Origin of the sequence: Usitatibacter rugosus, assembly GCF_013003965.1 — a bacterium.
In the GTDB taxonomy this organism is placed as follows: domain Bacteria; phylum Pseudomonadota; class Gammaproteobacteria; order Burkholderiales; family Usitatibacteraceae; genus Usitatibacter; species Usitatibacter rugosus.
Window position 1 is genome coordinate 1,480,906 of sequence record NZ_CP053069.1, and the last position, 18,918, is coordinate 1,499,823.

14 protein-coding genes are annotated in these 18,918 nt (G+C 66.4%); 11 read left to right on the plus strand and 3 right to left on the minus strand.

The window, feature by feature from the left end:
* Positions 1-398: 398 nt before the first annotated feature.
* The 11 genes from DSM104443_RS07385 to tfpZ all read left to right on the plus strand — a co-directional run bounded on the left by DSM104443_RS07385 (position 399) and on the right by tfpZ (position 16,272).
* Positions 399-1,223, plus strand: coding sequence for a Stp1/IreP family PP2C-type Ser/Thr phosphatase (locus tag DSM104443_RS07385; RefSeq protein ID WP_171090882.1), 825 nt, complete (start codon positions 399-401; stop codon positions 1,221-1,223).
* Positions 1,224-1,256: 33 nt separating this feature from the next.
* Positions 1,257-2,057 (plus strand): FHA domain-containing protein, encoded by an 801-nt coding sequence (locus DSM104443_RS07390; RefSeq protein ID WP_171090884.1) that lies wholly within the window; start codon positions 1,257-1,259, stop codon positions 2,055-2,057.
* A gap of 102 nt (positions 2,058-2,159) precedes the next feature.
* Positions 2,160-2,924 (plus strand): MBL fold metallo-hydrolase, encoded by a 765-nt coding sequence (locus DSM104443_RS07395; RefSeq protein WP_171090886.1) that lies wholly within the window; start codon positions 2,160-2,162, stop codon positions 2,922-2,924.
* 33 nt (positions 2,925-2,957) lie between these two features.
* Positions 2,958-5,348: a GspE/PulE family protein gene (locus tag DSM104443_RS07400; RefSeq protein WP_171090887.1), complete on the plus strand. Its 2,391-nt coding sequence runs from the start codon at positions 2,958-2,960 to the stop codon at positions 5,346-5,348.
* Positions 5,349-5,437: 89 nt separating this feature from the next.
* Positions 5,438-7,063: an HD family phosphohydrolase gene (locus tag DSM104443_RS07405; protein WP_171096300.1), complete on the plus strand. Its 1,626-nt coding sequence runs from the start codon at positions 5,438-5,440 to the stop codon at positions 7,061-7,063.
* 31 nt (positions 7,064-7,094) lie between these two features.
* Positions 7,095-10,100, plus strand: a complete 3,006-nt coding sequence (locus DSM104443_RS07410) for a spermine/spermidine synthase domain-containing protein (protein ID WP_171090888.1) — start codon at positions 7,095-7,097, stop codon at positions 10,098-10,100.
* Positions 10,101-10,128: 28 nt separating this feature from the next.
* Positions 10,129-13,164, plus strand: a complete 3,036-nt coding sequence (locus DSM104443_RS07415; protein ID WP_171090889.1) for a spermine/spermidine synthase domain-containing protein — start codon at positions 10,129-10,131, stop codon at positions 13,162-13,164.
* A gap of 268 nt (positions 13,165-13,432) precedes the next feature.
* Entirely contained in the window at positions 13,433-13,891 is a 459-nt protein-coding gene (locus DSM104443_RS22020) for a pilin (protein ID WP_171090890.1), read from the plus strand.
* A 310-nt stretch (positions 13,892-14,201) separates the two neighbouring features.
* Positions 14,202-14,657, plus strand: a complete 456-nt coding sequence (locus tag DSM104443_RS21845) for a pilin (RefSeq protein ID WP_171090891.1) — start codon at positions 14,202-14,204, stop codon at positions 14,655-14,657.
* 331 nt (positions 14,658-14,988) lie between these two features.
* Positions 14,989-15,447 (plus strand): pilin, encoded by a 459-nt coding sequence (locus DSM104443_RS22025; protein WP_171090893.1) that lies wholly within the window; start codon positions 14,989-14,991, stop codon positions 15,445-15,447.
* An 84-nt stretch (positions 15,448-15,531) separates the two neighbouring features.
* The gene (gene tfpZ / locus DSM104443_RS07435) at positions 15,532-16,272 is read left to right on the plus strand and encodes a TfpX/TfpZ family type IV pilin accessory protein (protein WP_171090896.1); all 741 of its coding nucleotides are present in this window, start codon (positions 15,532-15,534) and stop codon (positions 16,270-16,272) included.
* Here tfpZ and soxA read toward each other — a convergent pair.
* The 3 genes from soxA to DSM104443_RS07450 are packed head-to-tail and all read right to left on the minus strand — an operon-like array spanning position 16,259 to position 18,895.
* Entirely contained in the window at positions 16,259-17,107 is an 849-nt protein-coding gene (gene soxA / locus DSM104443_RS07440; protein ID WP_171090898.1) for a sulfur oxidation c-type cytochrome SoxA, read from the minus strand. The two genes, tfpZ and soxA, sit on opposite strands and share 14 nt — an antisense overlap.
* Positions 17,094-17,435 carry a cytochrome c family protein gene (locus DSM104443_RS07445; RefSeq protein WP_171090901.1) on the minus strand — a complete coding sequence of 114 codons (342 nt, stop codon included), beginning with the start codon at positions 17,433-17,435 and terminating at the stop codon, positions 17,094-17,096. Before DSM104443_RS07445 ends, soxA begins: the two co-directional genes overlap by 14 nt.
* Positions 17,435-18,895, minus strand: a complete 1,461-nt coding sequence (locus DSM104443_RS07450) for a M48 family metalloprotease (protein WP_171090903.1) — start codon at positions 18,893-18,895, stop codon at positions 17,435-17,437. The genes DSM104443_RS07445 and DSM104443_RS07450 overlap by 1 nt, the downstream gene beginning before the upstream one ends.
* Positions 18,896-18,918 lie beyond the last annotated feature (23 nt).

Sequence of the window (18,918 nt, forward strand, 5' to 3'; positions counted from 1 at the left end):
CGGTGGGAAGGGGTGAGCGGGACTGCGGGAAGATTCACGGGAGGTCTCCGTGAATCGCAATCGTATAATGGCCGGCGTTGCAGCGGAAAGCAGGGTCGAAACCGGCCCACCGGACCCTAAAGTGTGCTTAGAAATCAGGCATTTCGGGCGGGAAACGTGATTGTTTCTCAGAAAAGCATTTTAAGTTATTATAAATCCGAGTTTTTGCGGGTCTGGGCAGGGGGAGTGCGAGGGATCCGGGCGAAACGACCCGGCAGGGCCCCGCCAAGGGCGGGCGAGAGCACGCAACGGACAGCGACAAAAAAGAACCGTCATATGAGCACGAGGGCGCAGAAGTCAGGGGAGAAGGGCGCGGCCACCATCGTCGGCCCCGCCATGGGTCATCGCCGGAGGCGCGCTTGAGCCTTCCCGAGGCGCTCCTCTTCGCCGCGCTGACGGATCCGGGGCGAGTGCGCGACCACAACGAGGACTGCATCGAGTCGCGTCCCGAGATCGGCCTGTACGTCCTTGCCGACGGCATGGGCGGCTACAACGCCGGCGAAGTGGCGAGCGGCATGGCGACCTCGCTGATCGCCGACGGCTTGCAGGAAACGTGGCAGATCAAGGACGTGGACAAGCTGGGCCGCGGCGAGGCGATGGGCCTGTCCGAGAAGCTCACGAAAGAGCAGATCGGCCGCGCCAACACCGCGATCTTCACGACTTCGCAGAACAACCCCGAATGCGCGGGGATGGGAACGACGCTCGTCGTATGCCTCTTCTACGACAACTTCGTCACCGTCGCGCACATCGGCGACTCGCGCCTCTACCGGCTGCGGGGCGAGCAGATGGAGCAGGTCACGCGCGACCACTCCCTGCTCCAGGAGCAACTGGATTCCGGCCTCATCACGCCGGAGGAAGCGAAGCTGTCCCAGAACAAGAATTTGGTGACGCGCGCGCTGGGGATCGACCCGATGGTCGAGCCCGAGCTGCACGTCTACGAAACGCAGCCGGACGACGTCTACCTGCTCTGCTCCGATGGACTGAGCGACATGGTGGACGACGAGGAGATCCGCTTGACACTGATCACGCTCAAGAGCAACCCGAGCCTGTTGGTGCAGCAGCTCGTCCAGGCAGCGAACGACAACGGGGGCCGGGACAACATCTCGGCCATGCTGATCCACGTGACCTCGCCCTATGGCGTGCCGCGCGGCTGGCTCGCCCGCTTCAAGGCTTTCTTCCGGTAAGTAACGCTGCGCAAGAGCGCAAGGAAAACGACCATGGCCAAGCTGATTGTGAGTGTCGACGGGCAAGTGCTCAAGGAGCACGTGCTCAACAAGGAGCGGACGTTGATCGGCCGCAAGCCGCACAACGACATCCAGATCGACAACCTCGCCATCTCCGGCGAGCACGCGGCGATCATCACGATCCTGAACGACTCGTTCATCGAGGACCTGGGCAGCACCAACGGAACCATGGTCAACGGGAAGCCGGTCAAGAAGCACTTCCTCCAGAACAACGACGTCGTCGAGATCGGCAAGCACAAGCTCAAGTACTTCAACGACCAGCCGCAGGCCGCCACCGCCGCGGACTTCGAGAAGACGATGATCATCCGCAACCCGGCCAAGATCGCCCCGGCTCCCGCCCCGGCGCCCGCGCCCCGGGATGCGGCCGGCGATACCTCGACCGGCATGAAGGCCTTCCAGCAGTCGGACGCGACCCGGCCGGTGAACCCCAGCGTCCCGCCTCCGGCCCCGCCGCCTGCCGCGCAGGCCCAGGCGCCCGCGGCCCCCGCCGCGGCCCCCGCGACCCCGCTGCGCGAGGCCGCGATCCAGGTCCTGTCCGGTGCAGCCGCCGGCCGGACCCTGGACCTCACCAAGAACCTCACCACGATCGGCAAGCCGGGCCTCCAGGTGGCCGTGATCACGAAGCGCCCCAACGGGTACTTCATCACCCACGTCGAGGGCGCCACGTACCCCACGCTGAACGGCACCTCGCTCGGCGCCCAGGCCCACATGCTGAACGACCACGACCTGATCGAGATCGCGGGCGTGAAGATGGAGTTCTTCTACAAGCCCTGAGCCCGGGCGGCCCTTGCCCATGGCTGGGACGCTGGATTGTGCGGGTGAATTCTGTGGTCTTCCGCACACCGCCGGCAGGGCGTTTTGCCCGATAATCCGCCCATGAGGATCCGTGTGCTCGGCTGCAGTGGCGGCATCGGCGGAAGCCTTCGCACGACGTCCCTGCTCGTCGATGACGATGTGCTGATCGACGCGGGTACCGGCGTGGGCGATCTCGCGCTCGAGAACCTCGCGAAGATCGACCACATCTTCGTGAGCCACTCGCACCTCGACCACGTCTGCAGCATCCCGTTCCTGGTGGACTCGGTGTGCTGGATGCGGGGCAGCCCGATCGTGGTCTACGGCATCGCCGAGACGCTCGACATCCTGCGCACCCACCTGTTCAACTGGAAGCTCTGGCCGGACTTCACGCAGATACCCGATGGGGACCACCCGTTCATGATCTACCGCGAGATCAAGCCCGGCGAGACGGTCGATCTGAACGGACGGCGCATCACGGCGATCCCGGCCAACCACACCGTTCCCGCGGTCGGCTATTTCGTGGACTCCGGGCGCGCCTCCCTGGTCTACAGCGGCGACACCGCCCCCCACGACGCGCTCTGGGACGTGGTGAACGGCGCCAAGAACCTCAAGTACCTCATCATCGAGACGGCCTTCTCCAACAAGGAGAAGGACATCGCGATCGCCTCCAAGCACATGTACCCCAGCCTGCTCGCCTCGGAGCTGGAGAAGATGCGCGCCAAGCCCGAGGTCTTCATCACGCACTTGAAGCCGGGCGAGGGCGCGCTCACGATGAAGGAAGTGAACGAGCACGCCGGGCGCTGGCGCCCGCGCATGCTCGAGAACAACCAGGAATTCTTGCTCTAGCAACCCCGGAAACGGAAAAAGGCAGGTGCACCCATGAGCGCAGTGCTCGAACCGAAGATGCAACCCGCGGCCAACGTGGCCGACATGAGCGCGAAGCTCGCGTTCTCGAAGAAGATCCAGGTCGTCACGAACCGGATCCACTCGACCGCGAACATCGACGAGATCATCCTCGACGTGTCGCGCGACATCTGCCAGCTCTTCGAGGCGGACCGCATGACGGTCTACACGATCAGCGAGGACCTGAGCTCGATCGTCTCCAAGGTGAAGACGGGGTTGAACTCCTTCAAGGACATCAAGCTCCCGATCTCGGAGTCGTCGCTCGCCGGCTACTGCGCGCTGAACAAGCGCCACATGAACATCAAGGACGTCTACGACGACGCCGAGCTGAAGCAGTTCTCGCCCAACCTCACGTTCCTGAAGGCGGTCGACCAGCGCACCGGCTACCGCTCGAAGCAGATGCTGATCGCCCCGATCCTGGGCGGCGAGTCGGGCTCGGAGCTGATGGGCGTTCTCCAGCTCATCAACAACCTCTCCGGCCAGCCGTTCAACGCGCTGCACGACGAGGGCGTGGCCGAGCTCGCGAAGACGCTCGCCATCGCCTTCCGCGTCCGCCAGCAGATGCCGGGCTCGATCCAGTCGAAGTTCGAGTACCTGGTGGTGGACAACGTGATCGCCGCCGGCGAGCTCGAGCTCGCCACCCGCACGGCGCGGCGCAAGAACAAGAACGTCGAGGACATCCTCGTCGACGAGTTCCAGGTGAAGCCCGCGGCCATCGGTGCCGCGCTCGCCAAGTTCTTCAGCTGCGAGTACGAGCCGCACAAATCCGACCGCATCAAGCCGCCGGACCTGCTGAAGAACATCAAGCGCGACTACTGCGAGGGCAACCACTGGCTGCCGCTCGAGGACTCCAAGGCGGGCGTGGTGATCATGTCCACCGACCCCGAGCGAGTGCGCAACTCGAAGATGGTGGAGAACGTCTTCCCGCGCTCCAAGGTGGTCTACAAGGTCACCACCGAGAAGGACTTCAAGCTCACGCTCGACCTCTACTTCGGCGCCGAGATGCTGGGCGGGGGTAGCAACGAGTCGATCGGCGACCTGCTTTCGAGCCTGGACGACGAAGAGGATCTGGTTGCGTCCGGCGGCGTCGATGATGTCTCCGCGGCCGCCGACAACGAGCTGGTGAAGCTCGTGAACAAGATCATCGTGGACGCCTACCACCAGGGCGCCTCGGACATCCACATCGAGCCGATGCCGGGCAAGGGCAAGGTGGGCATCCGCTTCCGCAAGGACGGGACGCTGTCGAACTACATCGAGGTGCCGGCGGCCTACCGCTCGCCGCTGGTCACGCGCCTGAAGATCATGTGCGACCTGGACATCTCCGAGAAGCGCAAGCCCCAGGACGGCAAGATCAAGTTCAAGAAGTACGGCCCGCTCGACATCGAGCTTCGCGTCGCGACCATCCCGACCGCGGGCGGCGTCGAGGATATCGTGATGCGCATCCTCGCCGCGGGCGAGCCCATCCCGCTCGACAAGCTGGGGGTGTTGCCGCTCAACATGGAGCGCCTCAAGGGGTGCATCTCGAAGCCCTATGGCCTCTTCTTCGTCTGTGGCCCGACCGGCTCCGGCAAGACCACCACGCTGCACTCCGTGCTGGGCCACCTGAACAACGTCGACACCAAGATCTGGACGGCTGAAGACCCCGTCGAAATCACGCAGAAGGGCCTGCGCCAGTGCCAAACGAACCCGAAAGCGGGATTCACCTTCGCCGTGGCCATGAAGTCGTTCCTGCGCGCGGATCCGGACATCATCATGGTCGGTGAGATGCGCGACAAGGAAACGACCGGCATGGGCATCGAGGCCTCGCTTACGGGCCACCTGGTGTTCGCCACGCTCCACACGAACTCCGCGCCGGAATCGATCATCCGCCTGCTCGACATGGGCCTGGACCCGTTCAACTTCGCCGACGCGCTGCTGGGCATCCTGGCGCAGCGCCTGGCCAAGCGGCTGTGCAAGTGCAAGGAGGCGTACAAGCCGTCGGCCGATGAGGTGAAGCACTTCCTCACCGAGTACTGCGACGAGCTGAAGAACACCGAGGAGTTCAAGAAGGACGTGAACGCCGGCTACAAGAAGGTGTTCGACCGCTTCCAGGCCGACTACGGCTTCGGCAAGGCCGACTACGTGTTGTACAAGCCGAAGGGCTGCGACGCGTGCAGCGGCAGCGGCTACAAGGGCCGCGTCGGCCTGCACGAGCTGATGGTGGGCTCGGATGCCGTGAAGAAGCTGATCCAGGAGCACGCGCGCGTGGCGCAGCTCCTCACACAGGCGCTCGCCGACGGCATGCTCACGCTGAAGATGGACGGGATGGAAAAGGTGCTGCAGGGGGTGACCGACATGTTCCAGGTCCGGACCGTCTGCATCAAGTGACCGCGCGAGAGAACGCCGAGAGCTCGCTCCTCCCCGAGTCGTCGGGGATCCCGGCGTTCCCGGCCAAGCCCGGGGCCACGCCGGCCGAGCTGGGCCGGTCCCTCGAGACGCACTTCCTCTCCAAGCTCGAGTACCTCAACGCGATCGGCATCGCGCTCTCCCAGGAGCGCGACATCAACACCCTGCTGGAGACGATCCTCGTCGCGGCGAAGAACCTCACCCGCGCCGACGGCGGCACGCTCTACCGCCTGGTGGGCGACAAGCTGCAGTTCGAGATCGTGCGCACCGACAGCCTGTCGATCGCGATGGGCGGCACCTCGGGCAACCCGGTGCCGTTCTACCCCATCCCGCTGCACGACAAGGACGGCAATCCCAACAAGACGATGATCGCCGCGTTCGCGGCGCTGAACCACAAGACGGTGAACGTCGCCGACGCGTACACGGAAGAAGGCTTCGACTTCTCCGGCACGCGCAACTTCGACAAGCGCACCGGCTACCGCTCGACCTCGTTCCTCACGGTGCCGATGAAGGACCACGAGGGCGAGATCATCGGCGTGCTGCAGCTGCTGAACGCCACGGACCCGACGACGAAGAAGGTCACCAGCTTCACCGAGGAGGACCAGCGCCTCGCCGAGTCGCTCGCCTCCCAGGCCGCCATCGCGCTCACCAACCGCCTGCTGATCCAGCAGCTCGAGGTGCTGTTCGAATCCCTGATCGAGCTCATCAACACGGCGATCGACGAGAAGAGCCCCTACACGGGCGGGCACTGCAAGCGCGTGCCGACGCTCACGATGATGCTCGCGGAGGCGGCCCACGCGGCCGGCGGCGCGCTCGCCGACTTCCGCATGAGCGACAAGGACCGCTACGAGCTCAAGATCGCGGGCCTGCTGCACGACTGCGGCAAGATTACGACGCCGGTGCACGTGGTGGACAAGGCGACCAAGCTGCAGACCATCTGCGACCGCATCGAGATGGTCGACACCCGCTTCGAGGTGCTGAAGCGCGACGCCGAGATCGAGATGCTGCACGGCAAGCAGCGCGCGCTGGGCGCCGACGACGAGGAAAGCGCGCTCCGGGCCGAGGAAGCGTTCCTCAAGAAGGTCGCGCAGTACGACGCCGACCGCGAATTCCTTCGCCGCATGAACGTCGGCGGCGAGCGCATGAGGCCCGAGGACCAGGCGCGCGTCTCGCAGATCGCGCGCTACACCTGGCGCAACGTCCGCGGCGAGCAGGACCGCTTCCTCTCCAAGGACGAGGAGACCAACCTCAACATCCCGGCCGGCACGCTGAACGCCGACGAGCGCCAGATCATCAACCACCACATCATCGCGACCATCAAGATGCTCGAGGCGCTGCCCTGGCCGCGGCACCTCACCAACGTGCCCGAGTACGCCGGCGGCCACCACGAGCGCATGGACGGCAAGGGCTACCCCAAGGGCCTGCTGCGCGAGCAGATGAGCGTGCAGGCACGCGTGATGGGCATCGCCGACATCTTCGAGGCCCTCACCGCGAAGGACCGCCCCTACAAGCCCGGAAAGACGCTGTCCGAATCGCTCGGCATCCTCGGGCGCTTCAAGGAGAACGGCCACATCGATCCGGACCTCTTCGACATCTTCGTGCGCGAGAAGGTATACCTGCGCTACGCGCGCGAGTTCCTGGATCCGGAGCAGATCGACGACGTCGACGAACGCCTGATCCCGGGCTACAAACCCTAGCTTCCCCTTCGCTCCCCCACCTGGTTCACCCATGACGACTCGAGTTCCCGTCGGAATCTTCTTTGCCCTGTTCACGGTTTCCGGTTTCGCCGGGCTGATCTACGAATCCATCTGGAGCCACTACCTCAAGCTGTTCCTGGGCCACGCGGCCTACGCACAGACGCTGGTGCTGGCGATCTTCATGGGCGGCATGGCATTGGGCTCGTGGCTCGTGAGCCGCTACACGGGACGGCTGCACAACCTCCTGCGCGGCTATGCGATCGCCGAGCTCGCGATCGGCCTCCTCGCGATCGTCTTCGACGGGTTCTTCCGCACGATCACCGCGTGGGCCTTCGACTCGGTGCTGCCGGCCCTGGGCGGCGGCGGCGCGGTCGACCCCTTCAAGTGGGCGCTGGCGACCTCGCTCATCCTCCCGGCCTCGGTCCTCCTCGGGACGACCTTTCCGCTGATGAGCGGCGCGTTGATGCGGCTCTATCCGGAATCCGGCGGCCGCGCGCTCTCGATGCTCTATTTCACCAACAGCCTGGGCGCCGCGGTCGGCGTGCTGGCGAGCGGCTTCTTCCTCATCGATTTCGTCGGACTGCCGGGCACGATCCTCACCGCGGGCCTGTTGAACGTCGCGCTGGCTACCGTGGTGTGGGGGCTCGCGAAGAAAATGGTGCCCGTCGGGGAGCCAATGGCGGCGCCGGTGCCCGTAAGTGGCGGCACGGGAGGCTCCGGGCTCTACCGGGCCGTCCTCGGCGTCGCGATGATCACGGGCGCCGCCTCGTTCGTCTACGAGATCTCGTGGATCCGCATGCTCACGCTGGGCCTGGGCGCCTCGAGCCACTCGTTCGAGGTCATGCTCGCGGCCTTCATCTTCGGCATGTCGCTGGGCGCATTTGCGCTTCGCAACCGAATGCCCGGCCCGGGCAGCGACATGGCATGGCTCGCCGTGCTGCTGGCGGCCAAGGCGGCCTTCGCGGTGTATGCGATCGGCGTGTACAGCGATGTCCTCGGCGTCGTCGAGTTCGCGATGGGCGCCACCTCCCGCACCGCGGGGGGCTACGTGATCATGACCGTGATGGGCTTCGTCGCCTCGGCGCTGCTCATGCTGCCCACCGCGTTCTGCGCCGGCATGACCCTCCCGCTCGCCACGCACGCCCTGACCGCGCGCGGCTTCGGCGAAGCCTCGATCGGCAAGGTGTACGCCTTCAACACGGCCGGCTGCATCGTGGGCGCGGTCCTCGCCACGCACGTCGGCATGGAAGCCTTCGGCGTGCAGGGGCTCACCGCCGCGGGAGCGCTCCTGGACTTCGGTCTCGCCGTCTTCGTCGCGGCCTTCGTCGCCGCGCCGCGGCATCGCGCCGCGTGGATCGCGGGGCTGGCACTGCTCTTCGCCGCGGGCGCGGCGGCGGTCGTGGCCGTGAAGCCCGACCAGCTGCGGATGAGCTCCGGCGTGTTCCGCTACGGCAAGTTCCTCGACCCGCGCGCCGCGAACGTGGAGTACTACCGCGACGGCAAGACCGCGACCGTCTCGATGGTGCGGCAGGGTACGGGGCTTTCGATCCGCACCAACGGCAAGCCCGACGCGAGCGTCGAGATGAAGCCGAACGCGCAACCCTCGCCCGACGAGTCGACCATGCTGCTGATCGGCGCGCTGCCGCTCGCAATCAAGCCGGATGCGCAGACCGCGGCCGTGATCGGCTTCGGAGCGGGTCTCACGACGAACGCGCTCCTGGGTAGCCCGGTGATCCAGTCGGTGGACACGATCGAGATCGAGCCCGCGATGGTCGAGGCCGCGAAGCTCTTCCGGCCGCACAACGAGCGCTCCTATTCCGATCCGCGCAGCCACGTGACGATCGAGGACGCCAAGACCTTCTTCGCCGCGAGAGCCGCCCGCTACGACCTCATCCTGTCCGAGCCGTCCAATCCCTGGGTGAGCGGTGTCGCCACGCTCTTCTCGCAGGAGTTCTACGCACAGGTCGGCCGCTATCTCAAGCCCAAGGGGCTCTTCGTCCAGTGGCTGCAGGAGTACGAGCTCAACATCGACCTCGCCTCGACCGTGTTCCAGGCGCTGGGCTCGCAGTTCGCGGACTATCGCGTCTTCCGCACCAACGCCAACGACCTCATCATCGTCGCGGTGAAGGAGGGCAAGGTGCCCGACATCGACCCGAAGGTGCTGGAGTTTCCCGGCCTGCGGGGCGACCTCGAGCGGCTCGGCTTCGCCGGCGTGGACGACATCCGCGCGACGCTGATCGGGTCGCGGGCGACGCTGGAGCCACTCTTCTTCGGCCGTGTCGCCAACTCCGACTACTTTCCCGTGCTCGAGCAACGCGCTCCGCTCGCGCGCTTCATGAACGAAGACATCGCCGAGATCACGTGGCTGCCGATGCAGTACGTCCCCGCGGTGCCGCTGCGCGAGTCCGACCTGCGCGTGACCCGCGCCGCGCTCCGCGACCGGCTGGGCTCGCGCCATCCGCTGCGCCCGTACGCCGAGATCGCGGCCGAGGCCCTGGGCCTCTTCCTGGAGGGGAGCGCGGCCCGCACCCCGGATGTCACCGCCGACAGCCGCGCCTCGTTCCGCCTCGCGCACGAAGGGCTGCGCGACTGCACGATCGACCGCGAGGAGTGGTTCCGGGCGGCCGACGAGGTATTGCGCCTCACGATCTCGCGCCTCGCGCGCGAGGAGGGCGAGCTCGCGCTCGCGGCCATCGAGCGCTCGCCCTGCGCTTCGAAGCTGACCGCCGCGCAGCGCCTGCAGCTGGACCTGCATCGTGCGGTCAACGCCCGCGACGGCCGTCGCATGGCGGAGCTCGCCACGCAGGCATTGGCGCTTCCGGGCCTGCGTCCCGAGGTCGCGCCCCTCATCGTCCTCAACGCGATGGTCGGCACGCTCGCCTCGAACCCCGGGCCCGCGGCCCTGGAGATCTGGCGGATCCACGCCCACCGCATTCCGCTACGCCAGTCGAAACAGATCCTGACGAGGCTCGTCGTCGCGCAAGCGCTGCAGCAGGCCAATGCGCCGCCGGCCGGCAGTCCCGCGTCTCCCCGGTAAGGCATGAATCCTGCTCTAGATCCTTCCCATGACTAAACGCATCCCCGTCGGTGTCTTCTTCGCGCTCTTCACGGTCTCGGGTTTCGCGGGCCTGATCTACGAATCGATCTGGAGCCATTACCTCAAGCTGTTCCTGGGGCATGCGGCCTACGCGCAGACGCTCGTGCTCGCGATCTTCATGGGCGGCATGGCCCTGGGCTCGTGGCTGGTGAGCCGGTTCACGCATCGCGTGCGCAACCTCCTGCTGGGCTATGCGCTCGCGGAGCTCGGCATCGGCCTGCTCGCGGTGATCTTCCACGCCACCTTCGTCGCGGCGAGCAACTGGAGCTTCGAGACCGTGCTGCCGGCGCTGGGAAGCCCGGGGCTCATCACCCTCTTCAAATGGTCGCTCGCCTCGCTGCTCATCCTTCCCGCGTCCGTGCTGCTGGGCTCCACGTTCCCCCTGATGAGCGCCGGCATCATGCGCGCGTTCCCGGGCGAATCGAGCAGCACGCTCGCGTGGCTCTACTTCACCAACAGCCTCGGCGCCTCGATCGGCGTGCTCGCGAGCGGCTTCTTCCTGCTCGAGCGGCTGGGCCTGCCCGGGACGATCCTCACCGCGGGGCTGCTCAACTGCGCACTCGCCGCCGTGGTCTGGTTGCTCTCCAAGCGCGTCGGCGACATCGAGGCCCCGGCCGATGCGATGCCGAAGACCGGCGGCACGTCGCTGCGCATCGTGCGGGGCATCCAGATCCTCGCGTTCTTCACCGGCGCGGCCTCGTTCATGTACGAGATCGCCTGGATCCGCATGCTGAGCCTGGGGCTCGGGGCTTCGAGCCACGCGTTCGAGGTCATGCTCTCGGCCTTCATCCTCGGCATGTCGCTGGGCGGGTTCGTGCTCGCGGTGAAGGCGCCGCGCGGCGACAGCGACCTCAAGTGGCTGAGCAGCGTCCTCGTCGCCAAGGGCATCCTCGCGGTCCTCGCGATCGGGGCGTACACGCTGGTCCTCGACCTCATCGGCTGGCTGATGATGGGCCTGCGCAATTCCGACGAAGGCTATGCGCTGTACAACGTGTCGAGCCTCTTCGTCTCGATGCTGCTGATGTTCCCGGCGGCCTTCTGCGCCGGCATGACGCTCCCGCTCGCCACCGCGGCGCTGATCCGTCGAGGCGGCGGCGAGGCCTCGATCGGGCGCGTGTATGCAGCGAACACGGCGGGTTGCATCTTCGGCGCGGCCTTCGCCACCCACGCCGGCATGGAGCTGCTGGGCGTGAAGGGACTCACGGGCTTGGGGGCCGGATTCGACATCGCGCTGGGCGCGCTGGTCGCGATCCTGGCTTCCGCCGGCTTCAGCATGCGCACGGCCGCGACGCTCGGCGGCATCGCCATCGCGTCCGCGATCGCGTTCGCGAGCTTCCCGCTCGACCAGCTGAAGATGGCCTCGGGCGTTTTCCGGCACGGCAGCTTCCTCGATCCGAAGGCATCGAAGGTGGAGTTCTACAAGGATGGCAGGACGGCGACCATCTCCGTCACCTCCGATGGATCGCTGCGGTCGATCCGCACCAACGGCAAGCCGGACGCGGGCATCCAGATGAACCCGGCGAAGCTGCCGGCCGCCGACGAGAGCACGATGATCGTCGCCGGCGCCCTGTCGTTCGCCTTCAATCCGGAGCTCCAGACGGCCGCGAACATCGGCTTCGGCTCGGGCCTCACCACGGCCACGATGCTGAACATGCCGAAGTTGCGCCTGGTCGACACGATCGAGATCGAGCCGGCGATGGTGGAGGGCGCGCGTGTCTTCGAGCCGCGCAACAGCTCCGCCTACACCGATCCGCGGAGCCACATCCGCATCGAGGATGCGAAGACCTTCTTCGCCTCCACGCAGGCGCGCTACGACGTCATCGTCTCGGAGCCATCCAATCCGTGGGTGAGCGGCGTGGCGACGCTCTTCTCCGACGAGTTCTACTCGCGCATCGGCCGGCACATCAACGACAACGGCATGCTCGTGCAGTGGGTGCACTACTACGAGACCGACATCGACATCATGGGGTCGATCCTGAAGGCCCTGGGGCGCAACTTCAGCGACTACGTGATCTACACCCCCCAGTCGGGCGACATCCTCGTGCTCGCCGTGAAGCACGGCCGGGTTCCCCCGCCGAGCGACGCACTCTTCCGCACGCCCGCGATGAAGGCCTCGCTCGAGCGGCTCGGGGTACGTTCCCTGAACGAGCTGGTGTTGCATCGCGTGGCCTCGCGCCGCGTGATCGAGCCGCTGGTGGAGCAGACGCGCTATCCGGCGAACTCGGACTACTTCCCCGTCGTCGACTTGAACGCCTCGCGGGCACGCTTTCGCCGCTCGTCGGCGGGGGACATCGCCGAGATCCCGCGCGCGTTCGTGCCGTTCGAATCGCTGGTCGACGGCGACGCGCGCGTGACGCTGGAGGATTTCGAGCGCAAGCGCCCCTACAGCTCGAACCGCATCGAGGATGCGCTGATCGCCGTGGGGTTCGCCGACTTCTTCCTGACCGGCGCCAGCGACCAGGCCGCGCGCGTCCCAATTTCTTCGCGCACGCAGATCGCGTTGGCCCGGGCGGGCTTGAAGCAGTGCGAGATCGATCCCTCGCTGTGGGCCGATGCGATCGAGGGCACCACCCGGGCGATCGCGCAGGCGCTTCGCGGCAAGGTGCTCGATCGCATCTTCGGCGAGATCTGGGATTCTCCCTGCTTCAAGAAGCTGCCCGCCGCCGAGCGGGGGCGTATCGAGCTCTATCGCGCGCTCGCCTATCACGACGCGAAAGCGATGCGCGAGGTCTCGGATCGCCTCGCGGCCATGCCTCACCGCTGGTCGCCCGACGACCTCGCGGTGATCGCGTTGACCGGAGTCTGCGTACGCGTGCTCGAAGGTGATCTCGCCGGAGCCCGTGCCCTCTGGGAGTCCGTCCGTGAGCTCATTCCGCGGCAGGTCAGCAACGCATTCACAACGCGAGTCATCCTGGCCCACATCCCGAAGCTCGGGGAAGCCCGGGCACCTGCACCGGTCACCGGGGCGCCCGCGGCCCCGGCGACACCCGCGACACCGAAGTGACGAAGTACGGCACCTGCGGACACTGCGGGGCAACGAGGGCGTCGCCAAACAGCGCCACACAGCGGGCATGGAGCGCGGATCGCGATCCGTGAGCCTCGCCTCGCCTCGCAGGATCCGTCCAAGTAATTGATTTTTAGTTGGAAAACTCCGTTTCGGGCATTGAACCCGGCGGGGCCCGCCAACCCCTCCAGCTGGCATGCGCGTTGCATTATCGCGAGCAGCCCGCAAGGGCGGCCCTCTTCATTTTCAACCCCGACAGGAGCACCTCATGACCAAGAAACAATCGGGCTTCACCCTGATCGAACTGATGATCGTGGTGGCCATCATCGGCATCCTTGCCGCCGTCGCCATCCCGGCCTACCAGGACTACCTGAAGCGCTCGAAGATCACGGAAGTCGCGGCTGCTGCTGCCGCCTGCAAGACGTCGCTCTCCGAGTACATCGCTTCGAAGAACGCCTTCCCGACCAGCGCCGACGTCGCGGGCTGCTCGACGCAGGAAACCCAGTACGTGAAGACCCTGGCTGTCACCAACGGCGAAATCGCCGTCGAGATCCAGAAGGTCGACACCAAGGTCGACGCCAAGCACCTCTACCTGACCGCGATGAACGATTCCGCCGCGTCGGTCGTTGCCGCCGCTGGCGACTCGATCGCCTCGTGGAAGTGCGGCACGGAAGCCGGTGCCACCGAGTACAAGTTCTTCCCGGCGAACTGCCGCCAGGCCAAGTAACTTCGTAGTACCGGAGCACGAAGGGCGAGAGGCGACTCTCGCCCTTTTTCTTTTCGCCGGACTGACGGCGGACGGCACCTGATGACCATCCGGGGCGGCAGTGCTGTCGCCAAATGGCGTCGCCCAAACCGGGGGTGGCGGAGTCCCTCCGGGCCCGGAGGCCAAACCCGGTATAAGTAACTGATTGTAAAGTCCTACACGGTGTCTTTCAGCCGTAGCAAAGGGCTTCGGAGCGCTTGGCACAGGGGTTGCTCCTATCCGTTCAGCCCCGCGAGGGCGACCCGAATAACCCCCAAAGGAGCACTCACTCATGAAGAAGCAATCCGGCTTCACCCTCATCGAACTGATGATCGTGGTGGCCATCATTGGCATTCTCGCCGCCGTCGCGATCCCGGCCTACCAGGACTACCTGAAGCGCTCGAAGATCACGGAAGTGGCCGCTGCCGCCGCTGCCTGCAAGACCTCGCTGTCCGAGTACATCGCTTCGAAGAACGCGTTCCCGGCCAACGCCGACAACGCCGGCTGCTCGACGCAAGCCACGCAATACGTGAAGACCCTGGCTGTCACCAACGGCGAGATCGCCGTCGAAATCCAGAAGGTCGACACCAAGGTCGACGCCAAGCACCTCTACCTGACCGCGATGAATGATTCCTCCGCGTCCGTGGTTGCCGCTGCCGGCGACTCGATCGCTTCGTGGAAGTGCGGCACGGAAGCCGGTGCCACCGAGTACAAGTTCTTCCCGGCCAACTGCCGCCAGGCCAAGTAATTCCGCAGTAACGCGACACCGAAGGGGCGAGAGGAAACTCTCGCCCTTTTGCTTTTTCCGTCGCCGGACCCGGGGAGTGACGGGGGGCGGCATGTGCTGTCTATTCGGGCCGAATCGAGCCTTCCCAGGCCTGGATACCGCGTTGCGCGGGCTGGCACAGAAACGGCGGCCCTGCCGGGGCGCATCCCAACCGGCTGATTGCAGTGCGTATTATCGCTTTCCCCGCACGCCGCTTCGGAGCCGGATCGACCACCCCGGTCATGGCACGGCAGTTGCATTAACAGGGCAGCCCGCCACAGCGGTCGAGATTTCCCCCCACCCAGGAGCATTCATGCAAAAGAAACAAGCCGGCTTCACGCTCATCGAACTGATGATCGTGGTTGCCATCATCGGTATCCTCGCCGCAGTGGCCATCCCGGCCTACCAGGATTACCTGAAGCGCTCCAAGATCACGGAAGTCGCCGCCGCCGCCGCCGCTTGCAAGACCTCGCTCTCCGAGTACATCGCCTCGAAGAACGCGTTCCCCGCCAGCGCCGATTTCGCCGGTTGCTCGACGCAGGAAACCCAGTACGTGAAGACCCTGGCCGTCACCAACGGCGAAATCGCCGTCGAGATCCAGAAGGTCGACACCAAGGTCGACGCCAAGCACCTCTACCTGACCGCGATGAACGATTCCGCCGCGTCGGTTGTTGCCGCTGCCGGTGACTCGATCGCCTCGTGGAAGTGCGGCACGGAAGCCGGTGCCACCGAGTACAAGTTCTTCCCGGCGAACTGCCGCCAGGCCAAGTAATTCCGTAGCACCGGAAGCACGAAGGGCGAGAGGAGACTCTCGCCCTTTTTCATTTCCGCCGTTGCGTTTATCCTTCACGCCGCCATGACCCGATTCAAAGCCTTCGGCATCCACCTCGCCCTCAGCTCCGCCATCGCGATCGCGGTCGTGGCCGCCATGCTGTTCGTCTGGTACCCCGGCCCGTTCTTCGCGGCCATGGGGGGCAACAACCTCGTGATGATCCTGATCGGGGTGGACGTGGTCCTGGGGCCGCTGATCACGCTGGTGATCTTCAACCCCGGCAAGGCCCGGCACCTGCTGAAGCTCGACTTCACCATCATCGGCATCATCCAGTTCGCGGCGCTCGCCTATGGCATCGCCGTGATCGCCGAGGTGCGTCCGATCTACATGGTCTTCACGGTCGATCGCTTCGACCTGGTCGCGGCGAGCGACATCAAGCCGGAGGAGGTCGCGAAGGTCACGAACCCTGAATTCAAGGACGTCTCCTGGGGCCGGCCGCGCACGATCGCGGTTCGCACGCCCTCGGATCCGAACGAGCAGTTCCGCGTGATCCAGTCGGCGCTCTCCGGCTCGGACCTGCAGACGTTTCCGCAGTACTACGTTCCCTACGAGTCGATGGCCGCGGAGGCCCTGCGCCGCGCGAAGCCGGTCGACACCCTGGTGAAGACCTTCCCGTCGGAGATGGAGATCGCGCTTCGCGATGTCGGCCGCAGCGCCGCGGACGTGCGCTACCTGCCGGTGAAGGGGCGCGTGAAGGACTACAGCGTGCTGATGGACGCGAAGACCGGTGCCGTGCTCGGCATCGCCAAGGTCATCCCCTGGTAGCGCGAGGGGCCCGCCAGGGGCTCGCCTGCAGCGCGAGGCCGTTGGACAGGTAGGTGAGGTAGTACTCGAGGTTGTTCAGCTCGTCCGAGCCTGCCGCGAAGGGCGCAACCCCCATGCGCTCGAGGCACTCGCGCACGCGGGCCTGCAGCGTCACCGCCTGCCCGCCGCGGATCACCACGCTGCTCGCACCCTGGCCGATCGCCGGCGACAGCGGCTGCCCGGCGTAGCGCTTGCCCGCGCCCTGGACGTGGCACGACGCACAAGCCCAGTTCTGCTGGCCCATGCGCGTGGTGTAGAGGCGCCGGCCTTGATCGAACGCCGCTTCCGCCGCGGCGGGGACGCGCACCGCGACCTTCTGGTTCTGCGACAGCGAGCGCACGTACGCGGTGACGGCGCCCATCGACTTGCCGTCGTCGATGTCGAGCAGGGGCTCGGCGTTCGTCTTGAGGCACTGGTTGATCGCCGTCTCCAGCGTCACGACCCGCTTCAGCCGCGCGTCGTATTGCGGATAGGCGCCGGCGATGCGCCGCCCGCCGTTGGGAAAGCACGAGGCGAGCGTGCGGCCGTTCTTGAACTTGCGGGTCCACGCGGCGCGGCCGGCTTCGAGGACGCCGCTCGTGGTGGCGGCGTTGGCATTTTCCGCGAGCTGCGAGCGCAGCTCCGCATCGAAGGCGGCGGAGCCGAGCACATAGTCCGCCGGTGCCAGCGAAGGAAGGTCGCTCTTGAGCTTCGCGGCCGCTTCCGCGCGCACCGCGTCCGCGGCGGCGAGGACCGGCCCCGCGCAGGTGAGCAGCGCGAGCGCAAAGGCGGCGAGGATGCGGTCAGGGCAGCGCATGGAGGAAATCCGTGAGTCGATCGATCTCGCGTGCATCGAGGATGCGATGGCGTCCGTACGGCGGCATCACCGTCGTGGGCTTGGCGACCGTGGGATCGACGATCAGCTCGCGCAGCCTGGGCTTGCCGAGCTCGCGCATGCGGGCACCGGCGAGCGCGGGGCCGAGGTCGGAGCGAGTGGCCGGGCCCGATCCCGCGGGCAATTGGTGGCACGCGATGCAGTAGCCCTTGTCGGGGCGGACGAAGAGGTCGAGGGCCGGGGTTTGCTGGGCGCAAACCGGGAGGGCCATCCCCGCGGCGCAGGCGAGGATGCAGGAGGCGATTCGCATCAGCTGATCTTCAGGGCCTTCTCGGCGGAGCGCTCGTTCTCGAGCAGGACGCGCAGCTCGCGCAGGCGGGACTCCGCGCTGGAGAGCTCGTAGAAATTGGCGTTGCGGAACTTCACGGCGATCTCGAGTTGGTCCACCGCGGCGGCCAGGTTGCCGCGCCGGTAATACGCCTCGGCCTGGGCACGATGCTGCGGCAGGCGCTGCCCCGAGATCTCGAACGCGCGCGACTGCAGCTCGTAGAGCTTGGCGTCGTCCTGGACGATCCGAAGGCGTTCATCGAGATCCGCGAGCGCCTCCTTGCTGCGGCTCTGCTGCACCAGCAGGTTGAGGTAGCCGTAGGCGAGCGCACGGTACTGCGGGTAGGCCTTCAGCGCGGGGCGATAGATGGCGAGCGCATCGTCGGCTTTCCCCTGGTCGGCGCGGATCTGCGCGGCGAGCAGCTCGAACGCGGGATAGGACACGCCGGATTCGCGCAGCGGTGCGAGGGTCTTCCAGGCTTCGTCGAACTCGCGCGCGCGCAGCAGCGAGTACGCGAGGCCGTATACGTCTTCGCGCGGGCGCAGCACCGTCTTCTCCGCGAGCTGCGTGCGGAAATACGAGACGGCCTGCGGCGGCGTGCCGTTCATGCCGCGGAGTTTTGCACGCGCGATGCGGTACTCGAACGTGTCCGGGACCATGCGAGTCGGTAAGCGCTCCACACGATCCTGCATATCGGCAATACGCTCGGTGGTGAGCGGGTGGGTGCGCAGGTACGAGGGCGCGCCCTTGAACTCGTTCAAGCGGTTGGCGCGCAGCAGGCGCTCGAAGAAGGTGACCATGCCACGCGTGTCGAGGCCCGAGCGCTCCATCAGCGTGAGGCCGACGCGGTCCGCTTCCCGTTCGTGCTCGCGGGTGTAGTCGAGCTGGGACTGGATGTTGAGGGCGCTGGCGCCCATCAACGCGGCTTCCGTCACCTGGCCGCTCTGCCCGCTGTTGCCGCGCGAGGCGAGGATGGCGAGCGCGAGCGCGGCGAGGGACGCCATCTGCGCGCCGCGCTGCCCGTACATCGAACGTGCCTGGTGGCGCTGCGTGATGTGCGAGATCTCGTGCGCCATCACGCCGGCCAGCTCGCTCTCGTTCTGCGTGAGGAGGATCAGGCCCGAGAAGACGCCGACGTGGCCCCCCACGAGGGCGAAGGCGTTGACGACATCCTCGTTCACGACGAAGAACTCGAGCTCGCGGCGCGGCGGGTCGGTGTTGGCGAGGAGGCGCTCGCCGAGCGAGCGGATGTACGACGTGACCTCGGCGTCGTCCAGGTACAGGGGATCGACGCGCACCTCGCGCATGATGCGATTGCCGATCGTCTTTTCCTGCGTCTCGGAGAGAGCGTTGACGGACGCATCGCCGAGGTCCGGCAGCCCCTGCGCGGATGCGAGGAGCGTGACGGTCACGAGGGAAGCGGCGAGGGCGCGGAGTTTCACGATGCGGCGGCGGTCTCGGGCAT

Coding starts and splice junctions, on each gene's coding strand:
- DSM104443_RS07390 (WP_171090884.1), top strand. CDS start 1,257: ATGGCCAAGCTGATTGTGAGTGTCGACGGGCAAGTGCTCAAGGAGCAC.
- DSM104443_RS07395 (WP_171090886.1), top strand. CDS start 2,160: ATGAGGATCCGTGTGCTCGGCTGCAGTGGCGGCATCGGCGGAAGCCTT.
- DSM104443_RS07400 (WP_171090887.1), top strand. CDS start 2,958: ATGAGCGCAGTGCTCGAACCGAAGATGCAACCCGCGGCCAACGTGGCC.
- DSM104443_RS07410 (WP_171090888.1), top strand. CDS start 7,095: ATGACGACTCGAGTTCCCGTCGGAATCTTCTTTGCCCTGTTCACGGTT.
- DSM104443_RS07415 (WP_171090889.1), top strand. CDS start 10,129: ATGACTAAACGCATCCCCGTCGGTGTCTTCTTCGCGCTCTTCACGGTC.
- DSM104443_RS22020 (WP_171090890.1), top strand. CDS start 13,433: ATGACCAAGAAACAATCGGGCTTCACCCTGATCGAACTGATGATCGTG.
- DSM104443_RS21845 (WP_171090891.1), top strand. CDS start 14,202: ATGAAGAAGCAATCCGGCTTCACCCTCATCGAACTGATGATCGTGGTG.
- DSM104443_RS22025 (WP_171090893.1), top strand. CDS start 14,989: ATGCAAAAGAAACAAGCCGGCTTCACGCTCATCGAACTGATGATCGTG.
- tfpZ (WP_171090896.1), top strand. CDS start 15,532: ATGACCCGATTCAAAGCCTTCGGCATCCACCTCGCCCTCAGCTCCGCC.
- soxA (WP_171090898.1), bottom strand. CDS start 17,107: ATGCGCTGCCCTGACCGCATCCTCGCCGCCTTTGCGCTCGCGCTGCTC.
- DSM104443_RS07445 (WP_171090901.1), bottom strand. CDS start 17,435: ATGCGAATCGCCTCCTGCATCCTCGCCTGCGCCGCGGGGATGGCCCTC.